Annotated in this window: 15 protein-coding genes and 1 tRNA gene; 1 reads left to right on the forward strand and 15 read right to left on the reverse strand. The window is 41.1% G+C overall.

Annotation, left to right across the window (positions count from 1 at the left end):
• Positions 1 to 267: 267 nt before the first annotated feature.
• From hemL to hemA, 6 genes are all read right to left on the reverse strand, one after another.
• Positions 268 to 1,554, reverse strand: a complete 1,287-nt coding sequence (hemL, locus tag IE222_RS03710; RefSeq protein ID WP_191269797.1) for a glutamate-1-semialdehyde 2,1-aminomutase — start codon at positions 1,552 to 1,554, stop codon at positions 268 to 270.
• A gap of 21 nt (positions 1,555 to 1,575) precedes the next feature.
• Positions 1,576 to 2,553, reverse strand: coding sequence for a porphobilinogen synthase (hemB, locus tag IE222_RS03715; protein WP_191269799.1), 978 nt, complete (start codon positions 2,551 to 2,553; stop codon positions 1,576 to 1,578).
• Positions 2,554 to 2,744: 191 nt separating this feature from the next.
• Positions 2,745 to 3,551 (reverse strand): uroporphyrinogen-III synthase, encoded by an 807-nt coding sequence (locus IE222_RS03720; RefSeq protein WP_191269801.1) that lies wholly within the window; start codon positions 3,549 to 3,551, stop codon positions 2,745 to 2,747.
• Positions 3,548 to 4,483, reverse strand: a complete 936-nt coding sequence (gene hemC / locus IE222_RS03725) for a hydroxymethylbilane synthase (protein ID WP_191269803.1) — start codon at positions 4,481 to 4,483, stop codon at positions 3,548 to 3,550. Before hemC ends, IE222_RS03720 begins: the two co-directional genes overlap by 4 nt.
• 9 nt (positions 4,484 to 4,492) lie before the next feature.
• Positions 4,493 to 5,326 (reverse strand): cytochrome C assembly family protein, encoded by an 834-nt coding sequence (locus IE222_RS03730; RefSeq protein WP_191269813.1) that lies wholly within the window; start codon positions 5,324 to 5,326, stop codon positions 4,493 to 4,495.
• Between the two features lie 14 nt (positions 5,327 to 5,340).
• Positions 5,341 to 6,684 (reverse strand): glutamyl-tRNA reductase, encoded by a 1,344-nt coding sequence (hemA, locus tag IE222_RS03735; RefSeq protein ID WP_191269815.1) that lies wholly within the window; start codon positions 6,682 to 6,684, stop codon positions 5,341 to 5,343.
• Between the two features lie 214 nt (positions 6,685 to 6,898).
• On the opposite strand from hemA, the gene IE222_RS03740 reads away from it, so the two are divergent.
• Positions 6,899 to 7,387: a LiaI-LiaF-like domain-containing protein gene (locus tag IE222_RS03740; RefSeq protein ID WP_191269817.1), complete on the forward strand. Its 489-nt coding sequence runs from the start codon at positions 6,899 to 6,901 to the stop codon at positions 7,385 to 7,387.
• A 68-nt stretch (positions 7,388 to 7,455) separates the two neighbouring features.
• Here IE222_RS03740 and yihA read toward each other — a convergent pair whose 3' ends face one another.
• From yihA to IE222_RS03785, 9 genes are all read right to left on the reverse strand, one after another.
• A complete protein-coding gene (yihA, locus tag IE222_RS03745) occupies positions 7,456 to 8,037 on the reverse strand; it encodes a ribosome biogenesis GTP-binding protein YihA/YsxC (protein WP_191269819.1) in 582 nt (193 codons plus the stop codon).
• Entirely contained in the window at positions 8,034 to 10,343 is a 2,310-nt protein-coding gene (gene lon / locus IE222_RS03750) for an endopeptidase La (protein ID WP_191270213.1), read from the reverse strand. The genes yihA and lon overlap by 4 nt, the downstream gene beginning before the upstream one ends.
• A gap of 187 nt (positions 10,344 to 10,530) precedes the next feature.
• Positions 10,531 to 12,198, reverse strand: coding sequence for an ATP-dependent protease LonB (lonB, locus tag IE222_RS03755; protein ID WP_191269821.1), 1,668 nt, complete (start codon positions 12,196 to 12,198; stop codon positions 10,531 to 10,533).
• Positions 12,199 to 12,313: 115 nt separating this feature from the next.
• Complete coding sequence (clpX, locus tag IE222_RS03760; RefSeq protein ID WP_191269823.1) at positions 12,314 to 13,573, reverse strand: ATP-dependent protease ATP-binding subunit ClpX; 1,260 nt, start codon at positions 13,571 to 13,573, stop codon at positions 12,314 to 12,316.
• A 360-nt stretch (positions 13,574 to 13,933) separates the two neighbouring features.
• Positions 13,934 to 15,211 carry a trigger factor gene (gene tig / locus IE222_RS03765; RefSeq protein ID WP_191269825.1) on the reverse strand — a complete coding sequence of 426 codons (1,278 nt, stop codon included), beginning with the start codon at positions 15,209 to 15,211 and terminating at the stop codon, positions 13,934 to 13,936.
• 165 nt (positions 15,212 to 15,376) lie between these two features.
• Complete coding sequence (locus tag IE222_RS03770; protein WP_191269827.1) at positions 15,377 to 16,402, reverse strand: tetratricopeptide repeat protein; 1,026 nt, start codon at positions 16,400 to 16,402, stop codon at positions 15,377 to 15,379.
• Positions 16,403 to 16,595: 193 nt separating this feature from the next.
• A tRNA-Arg gene (locus IE222_RS03775) sits at positions 16,596 to 16,672 on the reverse strand.
• A gap of 107 nt (positions 16,673 to 16,779) precedes the next feature.
• Entirely contained in the window at positions 16,780 to 17,295 is a 516-nt protein-coding gene (locus IE222_RS03780) for a metallophosphoesterase family protein (RefSeq protein WP_191269829.1), read from the reverse strand.
• Positions 17,292 to 17,903 (reverse strand): XTP/dITP diphosphatase, encoded by a 612-nt coding sequence (locus IE222_RS03785; protein ID WP_191269831.1) that lies wholly within the window; start codon positions 17,901 to 17,903, stop codon positions 17,292 to 17,294. The genes IE222_RS03780 and IE222_RS03785 overlap by 4 nt, the downstream gene beginning before the upstream one ends.
• Positions 17,904 to 17,927 lie beyond the last annotated feature (24 nt).

Consider the following 17,927-nt stretch of genomic DNA (forward strand, 5'->3'; position numbering starts at 1 on the left):
TTGAATTTATTTCGCGGGTTTTAAAAATAATTCCGCCGACTTTCATGTTTTTTACCGCGACACATAATTCCTTCCGTAAAAAAATGCGTTTACCCGTCGAATTTGGGAATTTACCCGCCAAAACTCCACAATTACCAGTCACTTTTTTAAAATACCCGTAAAATTTTCTTAGTTACCCGTCAGTTTTCAAATTTTACCCGCTAAACGTTCAACCATCACAAAAAAATATAAAGACACCCGCCAAACATGACGGGTGCCGAATAAATATTATTTAAGCTTCGAGAACGCCACTTCTGCTGCTTTAATTGTCTTTTCAATATCCTCATCAGAGTGTTCTGTAGACAGGAATAACCCTTCGAACTGTGAAGGCGGCAGGAATACGCCTTGATCGGCCATTTGACGGTAGTACTCTGCAAAGAATTCTAAATTCGATGTTTTGGCTTTTTCATAGTTGATGACATCTTCGTTAGTGAAGAAGAAGCCAATCATAGAGCCTGCACGGTTAAAGGTAATTGGAATATCATACTTCTCAGCCGCAGCCTTATAGCCCTTTTCAAGGACATCGCCTTTGCGGATAAATTCCTCATAATGAGCTGGAGTAAGCTGGCTTAATGTTTCATAACCAGCAGTCATTGCAAGCGGGTTACCGGATAATGTACCAGCCTGATAGATTGGACCGCTTGGTGCAATGCGTTCCATGATTTCAGCCTTACCACCGTATGCTCCTACAGGAAGCCCGCCGCCGATTACTTTTCCAAGGCAAGTAATGTCAGGAGTGATACCGAAGTATCCTTGGGCACAGTTATAGCCTACACGGAAGCCTGTCATTACTTCATCAAAGATCAACAATGCCCCGTATTCGGTCGTAATATCACGAAGTCCTTGTAAGAAACCTGGCAGCGGCGGCACAAGACCCATGTTGCCTGCAACTGGTTCAACGATGATACATGCGATATCTTCACCAAATTGTTCAAACGCATATTTTACTCCTTCAAGGTCATTGTATTGTACCGTTATCGTATTAGAAGCAACGCCTTCAGGGACACCTGGGCTGTCAGGCAGTCCAAGTGTAGCGACGCCGGAACCAGCTTTAATTAATAACGAATCACCATGACCATGATAACAGCCTTCAAATTTTAAAATCTTGTTACGGCCTGTGTAGCCTCGTGCCAGCCTTAAGGCACTCATGGTTGCTTCAGTTCCTGAGTTGACCATTCTGACAATTTCAATCGATGGTACACGTTCTTGTACAAGCTTGGCTAATTTGTTTTCCATTAACGTTGGAGCACCGAAGCTTGTACCCTGCTCGGCAGTTTTTTTCAATCCCTCAACAACTTGATCATTGGAGTGGCCCAGAATCAGCGGACCCCAAGATAATACGTAGTCGATATATTCATTGCCATCAATATCATAGATTTTCGAGCCTTTTCCTCGCTCCATGAAGATTGGATCCATGTTGACTGACCTAAAGGCACGGACCGGGCTGTTTACACCGCCGGGCATTAGTTTTTGGGCTTCTTTAAATGCTTCAATCGATTTTGTATACGAACGCATCCTATTCCCTCATTTCAGAAATTATTGTTCATTAAGCCAGCGAATGGCATCTTTTGCATGATAAGTAATTATGAGATCCGCACCAGCACGCTTCATGCCTACCAGCATTTCAAGAACGGTGCTTTTTTCATCAATCCAGCCATTTTGAGCAGCCGCTTTAATCATCGAATATTCGCCGCTGACATTATAAATCACAACTGGCAGGTTGAAGTTATTTTTAATATCCCGAACGATATCAAGGTATGGCATTCCAGGCTTCACAATTAGGAAATCTGCGCCTTCTGCTGCATCAGATTCTGCTTCTCTAAATGCTTCCATACGGTTTGCCGGGTCCATTTGGTAGGTCTTGCGGTCACCGAATTGTGGTGCGCCTTCTGCTGCTTCACGGAATGGTCCGTAGAATGCGGAGGCGTATTTAACAGCATATGACATGATTGGAATCTCTTTAAAACCTGCTTCATCTAATCCTGCACGGATTGCTGTAACAAAGCCATCCATCATGTTGGAAGGTGCAATGATATCTGCGCCTGCTTTTGCTTGGCTTACGGCAGTTTTAACAAGCAGCTCAAGAGACTCGTCGTTTAAAACCTGCTCGCCTTCTACAACACCGCAGTGGCCATGGCTTGTGTATTCACATAAGCACGTGTCGGCCACTACAAGAATCTCTGGGAAGTGTTGTTTAATATAGCGAGTTGCTTCTTGGACGATCCCATGGTCATGGTATGCCTGACCGCCGCACTCATCTTTTGTGGCCGGGATGCCGAATAATAATACAGCTTTAATACCGTGCGCTTCGATGTCTTCCATTTCTGCTTGAAGATTGTCCATTGATACTTGGAATACTCCAGGCATGGATGATACTTCGTTGCGAATGTTTTCGCCTTCATAAATAAACAATGGATAAATAAAGTCTTCTGCTCTTAAGTGATTCTCTCTCACAAGTGCGCGCATACTGGCACTTGACCGCAGGCGGCGATGACGTGAAAATTGAAGTTCCATTTTTACATACCTCCAAGGTGATTTAACATGTATATTAAAAGCTTTTTAGCTTACTTATTTGACTGATTTCTAGTTGGTTTGATGGACGCCTTTTTAATTATAGGGTACTAACTTCTGCTCCAATGACCAAAGAAGTACTTTTTTCCTCTTTTCAGGCAATGAAATCTCGAACCACAGACCACAAAAGAAGTTTACCCCTGTTCTTCCTCTAGAAACCTCACCAGACTCGCCAGCATTGCCTTCACCGTATACTCTTCAGGCAATGCATGTATCGGCAGCCCAAACTCTCGCAGCCGATTCTCGGTAATCGGACCAATGCAGCCAATAATGCAGCCGCTTAGCCGATCAGCAAGGTCGTATTCACGAACCACGGCCATCAAATGGTCTACGGTCGACGGACTTGTAAACGTCAGGATATCCAACTGCCCGCTCCCTAGCATCTCCGCGAGCTGGCCCCTGCTTTCATCCGGCAGGTAATTTTCATAAATCACAACCTCATCAACCTCGGCACCTGCCTGAGCCAATGAGGAGGCGATATAATCGCGGGCAAGGTTTCCTTTAGGGATTAACACCCGGTCTCCTTTTTGAATATAAGGCAAGAATTCCTCAACAAACGCCTCAGCAACATACACAGTCGGTACAAACTCAACCGAAAGCCCTTTTTTCTTTAAAACCGCTTCCGTTCGTTTTCCAATCACCGCAATTTTCGGCAGCCTGGCAACTGCACCAGCATCAATACCTGGACCGCCACCAATCACAACAAATGAAAAAAACGTTTCAACCGTTACATTGCTCGTAAAAATAATCCAATCATATGTATCAAGTCTCGATAAGCATTCTTCGAGGCACTGATTATTTTCTATCGGGCGAAAGGCAATTAGAGGGATTTCAATAGGAATCCCTCCGTACTCCTCGACCAGCTTAGAGAAAGATGTTGCCTGATCCTTTCCTCTTGGGACGAGAACCCTTTTACCAAGTAGTGGAGGAGTCTCAATCATTTCCCCTCGAGCTCCCGCTTCACTCGATCGATCAGGTCTTTCGCTCCTTTTTCGATTAAGATATCAGCAGCTTTAATACCAAGCTCTTCTGGTTCTTGCCCTCTTACAACCTCTTTAAAAATTTCTTGTCCTTCCGGTGAGCCGACTAATACATTTAGGACAATCTCGTCATTATCTTCGACTTGCGCAAAGCCGGCAATCGGTACCTGGCAGCCTCCCTCCATTTTTTGAAGGAATGCACGTTCTGCACGGACGGCTTTATCCGTTTTCTTGCAAGTGAATTTCTCGAATAAATCGAGAAGCTCTTGATCATCTGCACGACATTCAATCGATAAAGCCCCTTGACCGACAGCAGGAATGCAAACATCCGTATCTAAAAACTCCGTAACCACATCAGATGTCCAGCCAAGGCGGGAAAGGCCTGCTGCAGCCAAAATAATAGCATCGTAATCTTCTGTTTCTAATTTTGCTAATCTTGTATCAACATTACCACGAATCCATTTAATTTCTATATCCGGACGCTGTGCCAGCAGCTGGGCACTTCGGCGCAGACTGCTTGTGCCAATGATTGCGCCCGGCTTAAGATCAGCTAATTTCACATGACCTTTTGAAATCAAGGCGTCACGATGGTCTTCACGGAACGGTACACACCCGATGGTCAGACCCTCTGGCAGAACAGCGGGCATATCCTTCATGCTATGTACCGCCATATCGATTTCTTTATCCAGCATTGCCTGTTCGATTTCTTTTACAAATAAACCTTTGCCGCCAACTTTTGAAAGGGTCACATCTAAGATTTTATCTCCTTTTGTGACGATTTCCTTTACCTCGAATTCCAAGCTTGGGTCAATTTTTTTCAGCTGGTCAATAACCCAGTTGGTTTGTGTTAATGCTAATTTGCTACGTCTAGAACCTACGATAATTTTTCGCATGACTGCCTCCTATGAATACCATAAATGAAAGGATGATAATTGCCCAAATAAGAAAAAGTTAATTAAAACAATTAGGAAAGATGCGACATTCCATAAGGCAAGCTTTTTCCCGGATATGTTTCTCACTGTCCGCATATATAAAAAGATGCTATAAGCCGTCAGCAGAATAAATGAACCGATAATTTTCGCATCATACCAAGCCATGCCTGGAAGCTTCAAGAAAGCCCACTGCAGGCCTAAGATTAAACCTAACAGAAGCATTGGAACACCGATGACAGCTAATATGTATGACAATCTTTCTAGTTTTTCCAAATCGGCAATCCGTAATAGTCTTGTACCCCATTTTTTCCTTTTTAATAAATCATATTGCAATAGGTATAAAACCGAAAAAACAAACGATAAAGAAAATGCCCCGTATGAGAGTATGGCCATTGTAATATGGATTAGCAATAATTCAGACACCAGCTGCTTGGCCATAACATGAGAATGGTATTGCATCGGTGCGAATGTATGGATTACCATGACAATGAAACCAAGTATATTGGTGAAAAAAACGATAAAATCTACTCGCAATAAACGATTTATCCCAAGTGACAATGTGATTAATACCCAGGCATAAAAATAAAGTCCCTCGAAAATCGTTAACACTGGGAACCTTCCTGTTTCTTTCATATAAACAATGAGGAAAACCGTTTGCAAAACCCATACAAATGCAAGTAACCAGAAGGCAATCCGATTTGCCTTCCGGTTATGATGAATAAAGTCGAAAAAATATAGCAATACGCTAAAGGCATAAAGAACAACCGTTACTTCGTGAACTCTCGTCATAAAGACGCTAAGCATTACGGATGGCCCCCTTATGACTGAAAGGAAGCCTGTGCTTCTGTTACCGGCCGTTTATTCGTTTCGGCTGAATTCGTATGCTGTTCTTTTACAAGCTCTTCAATATTAAAGATTTTCATAAAGAAATCCATTGCCTGTTCCCGATCTGGTCTTGCCGCCAATTCCTTCGCTTGTAAAATCGGATCTTTCAACATTTGATTAATAATGCTTTTTGTATGTTTACTTAATACCTTTCTATCGCGTTCTGATAGATTTGGCAGCTTGCGTTCCAAGCTTTCCATCGTTTCTGCCTGGATTGCCAATGCTTTTTCCCTAAGAGCCGAAATGACTGGGATGACCCCAAGCATGCCAAGCCACTGTTTGAAGTCAACGATCTCTTTTTCAATCATCAGCATGATTTTTTCAGCAGCCTTTTGGCGCTCCTTTAAGTTTGCTTCGACAATCCCTTCAAGATCGTCAATATCATATAAAAAGACATTTTCAAGCTCTGCAATCTGTGGATCCAAGTCACGCGGTACAGCAATATCCACCATAAATAATGGCTTGCCCTTCCGCTTCTTTTCAACAAATGACATCATGTCTTTTGTAATGACAAAATCCTTTGCACCAGTTGAACTGATAAGGATATCAGCCTCAATCAGCGATTTCTGCAGCTCATCGATAGATCTAGCTTCACCGCTAAAACGGCTGGCAAGGTCTTGCGCTTTATCGTAAGTACGGTTAATCACCGTAACCTTTTTCACACCATTACCGTGCAGATTCTGGGCAGCTAATTCGCCCATTTTTCCGGCACCAAAAATAAGAACATGTTTATTAGCAAGAGAGCCAAAGATTTTCTTAGCTAATTCGACAGCAGCATAGCTGACTGAAACGGCATTAGCGCCAATTTCAGTTTCGGAATGGGCCTTTTTCGCTAAAGTAATTGCTTGTTTAAATAAATGATTAAACACAGAGCCTGTTGCTCCCTGCTCTTGTGCATTGATAAAGCTTGTACGGACCTGTCCAAGAATTTGGGTTTCCCCTAAAACCATAGAATTGAGTCCGCAGGTAACGTTCAATAAATGTTCCACTGCACCGTCGTCTTCATAAATGAATAGGAAAGGTGAGAATTCCGCCAGCTCCATTCCAAACCAGTTTGCTAAAAATTCCTTCATGTAGTAGCGGCCAGTGTGTAATTGATCAACTACAGCGTAAATTTCCGTTCGATTACAAGTAGATAAGATGACATTTTCCAGGATGCTTTTTTTCGTTTTTAATTGTTTCATGGCATCCACAAGATCGGTTTCATTGAATGTCAACCGCTCACGGATTTCTACAGGGGCAGTTTTATAGTTAAGGCCGATCACTAAAATATGCATTTGTCCAAGACACCCCCAAAAATGATGACAGTAATAACTAGTATGATTATACCATGTCCTTTTTCGCTTTCTTCGTAAAAAATGTGAACATAAAATGAACTATATGTTAATATAGGAAATTGAATAGAACATATTTAAATATTTTATCTCCCTATGTACAGTATCAAAAAATTCGACAGGATTCAAGTGAACCTTTCTGGAAGCGGTGTTTACGATGAAAAACCAACGTATTTTTCCTGGTATTATTCTAATTGGCTTCGGTGCCTACTTTTTATTACAGCAGACAGGCATTGCTCTTTTCCAAGCATACTCGACTTGGCCAACCTTGATTATGATTGTCGGGGCCGCCTTTTTAGGGCAGGGTTATTGGGCAAATGATGCTGAGGCTGTTCTGCCCGGGGTTATCATGTTTGGCTTCGGGCTTCATTTCCAGCTGGTAGGAAGAATCGATTTCTGGCCGCATAACCATATCGGCATGCTAATTCTCATTATCTCAATAGGATTCTTTTTACGCTTTCAAAGAACAAACACTGGCCTATTTCAAGCATTCCTCTTTCTCATCATATCAGTGCTAATGCTGTTTTATGATCAGATTGCCGGCTATTTCGGATTATTGCAAAGCGGAATGAGTTTTATTTGGAAATTTTGGCCCGCCCTGCTAATCGTTGTTGGTATTTATTTTCTCTTAAAACGAAAAAAATAAACAAAAAATAAGGTGTCAGGCACCATGTGAATTTTTCACATGGTGCCTGACACCTTTACTTTTTGGTTCTACATATAACTTTCTAAAATCGACCACGCTTTGTCTTTTCCTTCACCTGTCTCGGATGAAAATATGACCATGTGATCGCCTTTTTCAAGATCTAGTGTCTCTTTCGTTACCTTTAAATGCTTTTGCCATTTCCCTTTTGGAATTTTATCGGCCTTCGTTGCAATTACGATGCAGGGGATTTCATAATGCTTTAGAAAATCATACATCATCACATCGTCCTCGGTTGGAGGATGGCGCAAATCAACAATCAGGACAACAGCCCGCAGCTGCTGGCGGGTCGTAAAGTATGTTTCAATCATCTTTCCCCAAGCAGCACGTTCTGTCTTCGATACCTTAGCATAACCATATCCAGGAACATCGACAAAATGCAGCACTTCATTAATCAGGAAAAAGTTTAAAGTTTGTGTTTTGCCGGGCTTGGAGGAAATTCTCGCAAGCCCTTTACGATTCAACATTTTATTAATAAACGACGACTTTCCGACATTTGAACGACCGGCTAGAGCAAATTCCGGTAAATCAGTCTCCGGGTACTGCTCCGGCTTTACCGCACTAATGACAATATCTGAACTTGTTACCTTCATCTTGCATCACCTTCTAAAAGGGCATGCTTCAACACTTCATCGACATGTGAAACGGGAACGAATTGTAATTCACTGCGGACACTTTCCGGAATATCCTCAATATCCACTTCGTTATCCTTAGGTAAAATGACTTTTGTTAGACCGGCACGGTGGGCACTTAGGGTTTTTTCTTTTAACCCGCCAATTGGCAGTACTCTGCCGCGTAATGTAATTTCCCCAGTCATTCCTACCTCACGTCGAATCGGCTTGCCAGTTAATGCTGAAACGAGTGCCGTAGCGATGGTAATTCCAGCTGATGGTCCATCTTTTGGTACTGCTCCTTCAGGTACGTGGATATGGATATCATATTTTTCATGAAAATTCTCATCAATGCCTAATTCCTTAGCTTTCGAACGAACATAGCTGAACGCAGCCTGAGCGGATTCCTTCATAACGTCGCCTAATTTACCGGTCAAAACAAGTTTTCCTTTACCTGGAGCAAGAGAAACCTCGATTTGCAGCGTGTCTCCGCCAACCGTTGTGTAAGCAAGACCAGTCGCAACGCCAACTTGGTCTTCCGTTTCTGCCTGGCCATAACGGAATTTTGGTTTTCCTAAAAATTCTTCGACCGTTTTTTCCGTTACTACAACACGTTTTTTCTCACCGGAAACGATAATTTTTGCTGTTTTCCGGCAGATTGTCGCCATTTGCCGCTCGAGATTTCGAACACCGGCTTCCCTTGTATAATAGCGGACAATTTTTAAAATCGCATCGTCCCGAACCTGCAATGTACTTTTTGACAGTCCATTTTCCTTAATCTGCTTTGGAAGTAAGTGGTCGCGTGTAATATGCACTTTCTCAAGCTCGGTATAGCCGGCAATTGAGATAATTTCCATTCGGTCTAACAGCGGACCAGGAATCGTTGCGAGATTATTTGCCGTAGCAATAAACATAACCTTTGATAAATCATATGTTTCTTCAATATAATGATCGCTGAAATTATGGTTTTGCTCCGGATCCAATACCTCTAGCAGCGCTGCAGACGGATCACCGCGGAAATCACTGGACATTTTATCAATTTCATCAAGTAAAAATACCGGGTTAATCGTTCTTGCTTTTTTCATCCCCTGGATGATTCTGCCCGGCATTGCTCCGACATAAGTCCTACGGTGACCGCGAATTTCAGATTCATCGCGGACGCCTCCAAGCGAAATGCGGACAAAATTACGATTAAGCGATGTTGCAATGGACCGGGCTAAGCTGGTTTTACCAACACCTGGAGGTCCGACAAGACAGAGAATCGGTCCTTTTAATGAATTCGTCAGTTTTTGGACTGCTAAATACTCAAGGACACGCTCTTTCACTTTTTCAAGACCATAGTGATCCTCATTTAAAATCTTTTCAGCTCGCTGGATGTTTATATCATCATCTGTCTTTTTAGACCATGGCAGTGAAATCAGCCATTCAAGATAATTTCGGATAACAGCACTTTCTGCTGAACTGGATGGGACCTTTTCATAACGGTCCAGCTCCTTCATTGCTGCTTGGAGAACATGTTCCGGCATGCCGGCCTCTTCTATTTTTTTCGTCAGATCTGCAATTTCACCTGTTTTTCCTTCTTTATCGCCCAATTCTTTCTGAATAGCCTTCATTTGTTCACGCAAGTAGTATTCCTTTTGCGTTCTTTCCATTGAGCGCTTTACCCGCTGGCCAATTTTCTTCTCAAGGTTTAGCACTTCTTTTTCATTATGAATAATATTAATGACATAGTTCATTCTTTGTTTAACATCGATTATTTCTAATATTTCCTGCTTTTCTTTCAGCTTAATTGGCAAATGGGAGGCGATAATATCCGCCATTCTGCCAGGTTCTTCAATATCAGCAACAGATGCAAAGGTTTCTGCTGATATTTTTTTTGATAATTTTATGTACTGTTCAAAATACTCAAGCATCGTCCTCATTAATGCTTGATCTTCAATATCCTTTGTTTCAGAGTCTTCATATGTGAGGATTTGAACGGAATAATACTCTTCTTCATCATAAAAAGTTTCAATTTCTGCCCGCTTTAGTCCCTCTACCAATACGCGAATAGTCCCATTTGGCAGCTTTAACATTTGCTTAACCTTTGTTAAGGTTCCATACCTGTAGATGTCCTCTTCTGAAGGGTCATCAATAGATACATCCTTTTGTGTTGTTAAAAAAATTAAATGGTCATCTACCATCGCTTTTTCAAGTGCCTGTACTGACCGGTCACGTCCGACATCTAGATGTAGGACCATCGTTGGATAAACAAGCAAGCCTCGAAGCGGCAGGAGGGGGACGATCATTTCGTTCTTATTCGTCAAAGTACTGCACCTCCAATAAATATAGTCTTTGTACAATTCTATCTTATTTGTTTTTTAGTGTCTAATTTAAACTGAGGACGACTATTTCACTATAATGTTATAATCCCCTTTTCACCAAATAAAAACTCCGGCTTGTTTCGTTAACAAACCGAAGTTTTTTCTTCCAGTTTTAGATGGATTCCTTTTTCGTTAATTCAATAGAGGCTGGAATAACATTATGTTTTGCCACGTTATTCACTAAGGCAGTTTCAAATACTTCATGCAGGTGCGTAACCGGAACTATATGAATACCTTCGATTTCATTTAAAATATTTTGCATATTTTCTTCCGGAATGATGACTGTTTGTGCCCCTGCTTTCTTCGCTGCCTTTACCTTTGGATACACGCCGCCAATAGGCTTCACGTTGCCGTGGATACTGATTTCACCTGTCATAGCCACCGTATTGTCGATTGGTATGTTATAGATGGCGGAGTAAATCCCTGTTGCCATTGCAATTCCTGCAGATGGCCCGTCAATTGGCACTCCTCCAGGGAAATTCACGTGAATATCATAGTCATTTGCTGGTACACCCATCGAACGTAAAACGGTGATAACATTTTCAATAGAACCTCGCGCCATACTCTTGCGGCGAATTGATTTCCCCTGTCCGCCAATACTTTCCTCTTCAACAATACCAGTAATGTTAATGGTTCCTTTTTCTTTTGCCGGGATCACAGTTACTTCAATTTCAAGCAGCGCTCCCGAATTCGGACCATAAACAGCTAGTCCATTCACAAGCCCAATTTGTGCATTTTCGTTGATCATCCGTTCCATACGCGGTGTCATCTGGCTGGAATGGATGACCCATTCAATATCTTCATCTTTGATAAAATTACGATCTTCCGTAATTGCCAAGCCTGCGGCAATTTGAATCATATTAACGGTTTCGCGGCCATTTCTTGCATATGTAGAAAGGGTATGGACACCAGATTCATTAATTTCCATATTGACCTTGGATGCGGCTTTTTTCGCTACCGTTACAATTTCCTCCTGTGTTAAATCACGGAAAAAGACTTCCATACAGCGGGAGCGAATTGCAGGCGGTATTTCACTTGGTGTCCTTGTCGTAGCCCCAATTAAGCGGAAATCAGCCGGCAGTCCATTTTTAAAAATATCATGGATATGCGTGGGAATTTGTGTATTCTCTTCGTGATAGTAAGCACTCTCTAAATATACTTTACGGTCCTCTAGAACTTTTAACAGCTTGTTCATTTGAATCGGATGCAGTTCCCCAATTTCATCGATGAATAAAACTCCGCCATGGGCATTTGTCACCGCCCCTTGTTTTGGCTGCGGAATCCCCGCCTGCCCCATCGCACCTGCTCCTTGATAAATTGGATCGTGCACAGAACCAATTAATGGGTCCGCGATTCCCCGCTCGTCAAACCGGGCAGTTGTCGCATCTAATTCGATGAAAACAGATTCCCGCTTAAAAGGTGATTTCGTATTCTTTTTCGCTTCTTCTAATACTAATCTTGCTGCAGCTGTTTTTCCCACTCCCGGAGGGCCATATATGATGACATGCTGCGGGTTCGGACCGCATAAAGCTGCTTTTAATGATTTAATGCCGTCCTCTTGACCAACGATATCTTGAAAGCTTGAAGGTCTAACTTTTTCCGAAAGTGGTTCGGTTAAGGAAATAGACCTCATCTTCCGGAGCTGTTCCATTTCTTTTCGTGATTCCCGGTCGATCGAAACCTTTTGGGTCCGTTGATTTTTTAACAGATTCCAAAAATATAGTCCAATAATTATTCCAAAAAAAAGCTGTATAAATAAGGCAATCCCCGTCCAACTCATCTCAATTCCTCCTGCGCCATACTCAATTGATAATAATAAGTATTTCCTGCAGGCTGGAGGAATAAACAAAAAAATTTAAAAGACCCGGCAAACTTTGCCGGGTCTTCCATATAAACTAAGCCGATTTTTCTTCTACAATCACGGTTCCATCTTCTAAAATAAGCTTCGGTACACTGTTATTTTCAACTGTCTCCTTTGTGATAATACATTTTGTAATATCCTCACGAGATGGCAGATCAAACATGACATCCAGCATAATGCCTTCAATAATCGAGCGTAAACCGCGGGCACCTGTTTTACGTTCAATTGCTTTTTTAGCAATCTCCTGCAATGCACCTTCTTCAAATTCCAGCTCAACATCATCGATTTCAAGCATTTTTTGATATTGTTTTACAAGCGCATTTTTTGGCTTTGTTAAAATTTCAATCAATGCTGATTCATCTAATTGCTCTAAGCTGGCAATTACCGGAAGACGACCGATAAATTCCGGAATTAAGCCAAAGCGTAATAAATCTTCAGGAAGCACTTTTGAAAGAAGCTCTTTTGAAGAAATTTCTACTTGCTTTGAATCAGAACCAAAACCAATAACCTTCTGACCTAAACGGCGTTTAATAATTGGCTCGATACCATCAAAGGCACCGCCGCAAATAAATAAGATGTTTGTTGTATCAATTTGGATAAATTCTTGGTGCGGGTGCTTTCTGCCGCCTTGCGGAGGAACACTGGCAACCGTACCTTCTAGAATTTTTAATAATGCCTGCTGAACGCCTTCACCGGAAACATCGCGTGTAATGGAAGGGTTCTCGGATTTACGGGCAATTTTATCGATTTCATCAATATAAATAATCCCTTTTTCCGCCTTTTCTACATCGTAATCAGCAGCTTGGATTAATTTTAATAAGATATTTTCGACATCTTCGCCAACATAACCAGCTTCTGTTAGGGAAGTCGCATCCGCAATCGCAAACGGAACATTCAGAATCCGCGCTAATGTTTGCGCTAATAATGTTTTACCGCTTCCTGTAGGTCCAATCATACAGATATTACTTTTTGAAAGCTCCACATCATCAATTTTGCTGTTAGAATTAATGCGTTTGTAGTGATTGTAAACGGCAACAGATAACGCCTTTTTAGCCTTATCCTGCCCAATTACATATTCATCGAGAATTTCGCAAATTTCCTTTGGCTTGGGAACATCTTTAAATTCTACTTCTTCTTCTGATCCAAGCTCTTCCTCAACGATTTCCGTACAAAGCTCGATACATTCGTCACATATATAAACTCCAGGTCCGGCTACTAATTTTCGGACTTGATCCTGGGTTTTACCACAGAACGAACATTTTAATTGTCCTTTTTCATCATTAAATTTAAACAAACCTTTCACCCCTTGAAACTAAGATCCCATTATTATAAATCGGTTTCACTAACAGAATATTGATTGAATAGTATGTATTTTGCATTGTATCACATTTAGTCAATAGACCGGAAATAAAAAGCTTTATTGTTATATGTTAGCGCTGTTTGTGAAAACTCGATTTAAAAATAATGTACTCATTAATCTTAGCCATATTTTTTAAAAATAAATCTTAAATTTCTTGGAATTATTAATTCGCTTTGGAATTTCATTTTTCCTGCCTATTGTTAAAAATGTTCCCTGATCTAATTATAATATGTAATTCAAAAAATGTATAAAACAAGGCACGACTAAATATCGTGCCTTGTGGGAATATAATCATTACTTCTTATTTGCGATAAGAAATTCTACTGCTTTTTGAAGTTTAAGATCGCCTTTGATACCTTCAGTACCGCCAAGAGCAGCTTTGATGTTATCAGCTGTCATGTTGTACATTGCAGCCATTTTTTCAAGTTCAGCATTAACATCTTCATCAGTAGCTTCAATGTTTTCTGCTTTTGCAATTGCTTCTAGAGTTAAGTTGATTTTCACACGCTTTCCAGCTTCTTCTTTCATTTGTTCACGAAGAGCCTTCTCATCTTGACCTGAGAATTGGAAGTAAAGCTCAAGGTTCATACCTTGCATTTGCAAGCGCTGTTCGAACTCTTGCATCATACGGTTTACTTCGTTTTCAATCATAACTTCCGGAATTTCAACTTCCGTATTGTCAGCAGCTTTTTCTACAAGTGAATCTCTTAGGTGGTGTTCTGCTTCATGCTTTTTGCTGTCTTCTAAACGAGTTTTGATTTTCTCTTTTAATGCATCTAATGTTTCCACTTCTTCGTCAACATCTTTTGCAAACTCGTCATCTAACGCTGGTAGTTCTTTTCCTTTAATTTCATGAACAGTAACCTTAAAGGTTGCTGGTTTGCCTGCAAGTTCAGCAGCATGATATTCTTCAGGGAATGATACTTCCACATCTTTAGATTCGCCAGCAGCTACGCCAACAAGCTGTTCTTCAAAGCCAGGGATGAATGAATTAGAACCAAGCTCAAGTGAATAATTTTCAGCTTTGCCGCCTTCAAATGCTTCGCCATCAACGAAACCTTCAAAGTCGATCACAACTGTATCACCGTTTTCAGCCGTTCCTTCTTCTTTTACTACAAGCTCAGCCTGACGACCTTGTAATGTTTCAAGCTCTTTTTGAACATCTTCATCTGTAACAGCAGAATCTATTTCTTCAATTTCAAGACCTTTGTACTCGCCTAATTTCACTTCAGGCTTAACAGTTACAGTTGCTTTGAAAATTAATTCTTTTCCTTTTTCCATTTGCTCAATGTCGATTTCAGGACGATCTACAGGCTCAATTCCTGTTTCTTCGATTGCATCGCCATATGCTTCTGGAAGAATAATATCAAGTGCATCTTGATAAAGTGATTCTACACCGAAACGCTGTTCAAACATTCCACGAGGTACTTTCCCTTTACGGAATCCTGGTACATTTACTTGTTTAACAACTTTTTGGAATGCCGCATCTAAGCCTTTGTTAACTGTTTCAGCGCTAACTTCAACTGTAAGAACGCCGCGGTTCCCTTCTAACTTTTCCCATTTTGCAGTCATACTGTTTCCCTCCAACATCTATTTCATTTCATTCGTTACGAATCAAATTCGTGGAAATGTCCTTGTCCAGCAAGTCATGTCCCATTTTTTAATGTAAAATATATATTTTTACACAATGCAACCCCTACATTATACCACAGGATTTGTTTCTTTCAACAGCCTAGGTTATAGATTGGGATAAGAAATTTTCTCAATTAATTCAATTTGGCTTTTCGCCTGCTCAACTTCTTCAGATTCAGCCTCGTATTCCTCAGCTAGTTCAGTTATATCCGATTCAATTCCATGGTAATCGTCAGCCAGTAAATGAAAGGCAGCAGCCCAGGCAGCAGCGCTTTCCGGCTCTAACTCCATCGGATAACTAATGAAAAAAGTGCGCTCTACTAACGACATGATATTTTCATAAAGGACTGGATTCGTGCTTTCAAGCCGATTCCCTATTGCCGCTTTTACCTTAAGCATTTTGGGCTGTTCCTTAATTTCCGGAAGCTCAGTTGGTACTACTTTTTGTACAGCAGCAAATTTTTTGAACGTAATAGTTCTGTCAATTTCTTGTTCTTTTAACAAGGTTAACAGAATTGTTTTGAGAAATGCATGCCCGGATTCCGCCTTTAAGTATTCTTCTATTTCATTAATAAAAGGACGGATATTTTTGTCAGCCAGGCTTGATATTAACATCATTTGTTCGTTAAGATTATTTTGCGAAAAAAGTCCAAGCTCTTGATCATTAATACTAGAATCTGTTGATTCGACTAGATCCTGATTATGATTTAACGTCATTTTTTGGCTGAATTGCAGGATGGTGAGAAAATGGTCATACTTTTCAGGCGGTACTTCTTTTTCATCCAGCAGGGCCTCTATTGTTGTTATAATTTCCTGATACTCGTGGAGCTGAATCAGTACCGTTAAATACAAATCGACCATTTGAAAATAGTCACCGATCCCTTTATGAAGTATCTCTCTTGCAAGTACCTTTGCCTTTTGGAAAGCCCCTGCTTCGAAATAAGCCATCACCAATCCTATTAAAATTTCTTCCTTGTCCGGGTCGTGTTCCCGTGCCTCCTCAAGGAGATAAATTGCATCATTAAATTTTTTATTATGAAGGCTTTCTATCCCTTTGTCTGTTAATCTTTTTTCGATTCCGGGGAAGAATACCACGTTATCTTTTCTCTTGACGCGTTCCCTTTTTTTCATAACATTAATCCGCCCTTTTGGCTATTTGATGAAATTTAGTTTAGCATTTTTGAGCGGAAAAGTGAAACCTGTATTGAGCGAGAATCGAGCTATGATGCTTGGGGACATGGGCATAGGAGCAGCTTGTCCTGTTTTTAAGGTCAATGAAAAAAACCCACCAACTATGGTGAGTTTAAAAGTCTGGTATGTAGTATGGCGTCCCAGGAGAGATTCGAACTCCCGACCGTACGCTTAGAAGGCGTATGCTCTATCCGGCTGAGCTACTGGGACATGGTAAGTTGTTTATCAAGGACAAGATTTATTATATTATCGCACTACCTAAAAGTCAACAGCTTTTTTATTATTTTTTTAAAACTAACGGGGGACGCTTCCCCCGTTCATTTTCTTAGTTCAAATTCGCTTGCCAAGCCTGCGATCTGCCGTCCGTTTGATTCATAAACTGACATTTTGACTACATTGTCCAGCAGCTCAAGAATAACATATGTTTTTTCAGCACGTCCTCGCGGCATACGGATGCTGCCGGGATTAACAAATAAAGTGCCGTCTACGACCTCTGCCCCTAATACATGTGAATGCCCGAAGCAAACGATATCAGCGCCGACTTCCTGTGCTTTATATTTTAAACTCATTAACGATGATTTCACAGACTGCCGATGCCCATGAGTAATATAGAATTTTTTACCGGCCACATCGGAAATCAGTTCATCTGGAAAACTTCCAAAATCACAATTCCCGGCTACAGTAAAATAACCAGATATGGCTTTATTATCTGGCATCAGCTGTGAATCACCGCAATGAATCAGTAAATCTACCTCTTGAAGATGCCTTTCTCTAATAGCTTCGAGTTCCTTCGTTAATCCATGACTATCACTGACAATAAGCACCTTACTCATGAGTTATCAGCTCTTTCCAGAAGGGAATCGAGCACTTCATCTAATTTCTTCAATGCATTGGCGCGGTGGCTGATTTTATTTTTATCATCAGAAGAAAGTTCGGCCATGGACGCACCTTTGTCTGGAACTAAAAATATCGGATCATAGCCAAATCCATTGGTTCCTCTTCGTTCCTCAAGAATCCGTCCCTCACAGGTGCCTGCCACCGTGAAAGTTTCCTGCCCTGGAACAGCAACTGCAAGGGCACAGTAGAACCTTGCCGTCCTATTCTCCTCTGGGACCCCATTTAGTTCTGTTAACACTTTATCTATATTTTTTTCGTCGTTTTTAGGTTCGCCTGCGTAACGGGCAGAATAAATACCAGGTCTGCCTTCTAAGGCGTCAATCATCAGCCCTGAATCATCACCAATGACCATTTTATGTAATGCTTTAGAAACTGCTTCTGCTTTTAACACAGCATTTTCCTCAAACGTTGATCCAGTCTCCTCTACCTCTGGAAATTCCGGAAAATCCAGCAAAGTTTTCACTGCAATTCCTCGCGGAGAAAAAATATGCTCAAATTCTCTCGCTTTTCCGGGATTTTTTGTAGCAATAATAACTTCTTTCATTGTAAACCCCTCTTTTTTTATTAA

The sequence above is a fragment of the Neobacillus kokaensis genome (genome assembly GCF_014656545.1).
Lineage (GTDB): Bacteria > Bacillota > Bacilli > Bacillales > Cytobacillaceae > Neobacillus > Neobacillus kokaensis.

Coding starts and splice junctions, on each gene's coding strand:
- IE222_RS03730 (WP_191269813.1), bottom strand. CDS start 5,326: ATGCTTAGCGTCTTTATGACGAGAGTTCACGAAGTAACGGTTGTTCTT.
- hemL (WP_191269797.1), bottom strand. CDS start 1,554: ATGCGTTCGTATACAAAATCGATTGAAGCATTTAAAGAAGCCCAAAAA.
- lonB (WP_191269821.1), bottom strand. CDS start 12,198: ATGAGTTGGACGGGGATTGCCTTATTTATACAGCTTTTTTTTGGAATA.
- IE222_RS03770 (WP_191269827.1), bottom strand. CDS start 16,402: ATGAAAAAAAGGGAACGCGTCAAGAGAAAAGATAACGTGGTATTCTTC.
- IE222_RS03720 (WP_191269801.1), bottom strand. CDS start 3,551: ATGATTGAGACTCCTCCACTACTTGGTAAAAGGGTTCTCGTCCCAAGA.
- yihA (WP_191269819.1), bottom strand. CDS start 8,037: ATGAAGGTAACAAGTTCAGATATTGTCATTAGTGCGGTAAAGCCGGAG.
- hemB (WP_191269799.1), bottom strand. CDS start 2,553: ATGGAACTTCAATTTTCACGTCATCGCCGCCTGCGGTCAAGTGCCAGT.
- hemA (WP_191269815.1), bottom strand. CDS start 6,684: ATGCATATTTTAGTGATCGGCCTTAACTATAAAACTGCCCCTGTAGAA.
- hemC (WP_191269803.1), bottom strand. CDS start 4,483: ATGCGAAAAATTATCGTAGGTTCTAGACGTAGCAAATTAGCATTAACA.
- IE222_RS03740 (WP_191269817.1), top strand. CDS start 6,899: ATGAAAAACCAACGTATTTTTCCTGGTATTATTCTAATTGGCTTCGGT.
- tig (WP_191269825.1), bottom strand. CDS start 15,211: ATGACTGCAAAATGGGAAAAGTTAGAAGGGAACCGCGGCGTTCTTACA.
- IE222_RS03780 (WP_191269829.1), bottom strand. CDS start 17,295: ATGAGTAAGGTGCTTATTGTCAGTGATAGTCATGGATTAACGAAGGAA.
- lon (WP_191270213.1), bottom strand. CDS start 10,343: ATGATCGTCCCCCTCCTGCCGCTTCGAGGCTTGCTTGTTTATCCAACG.
- IE222_RS03785 (WP_191269831.1), bottom strand. CDS start 17,903: ATGAAAGAAGTTATTATTGCTACAAAAAATCCCGGAAAAGCGAGAGAA.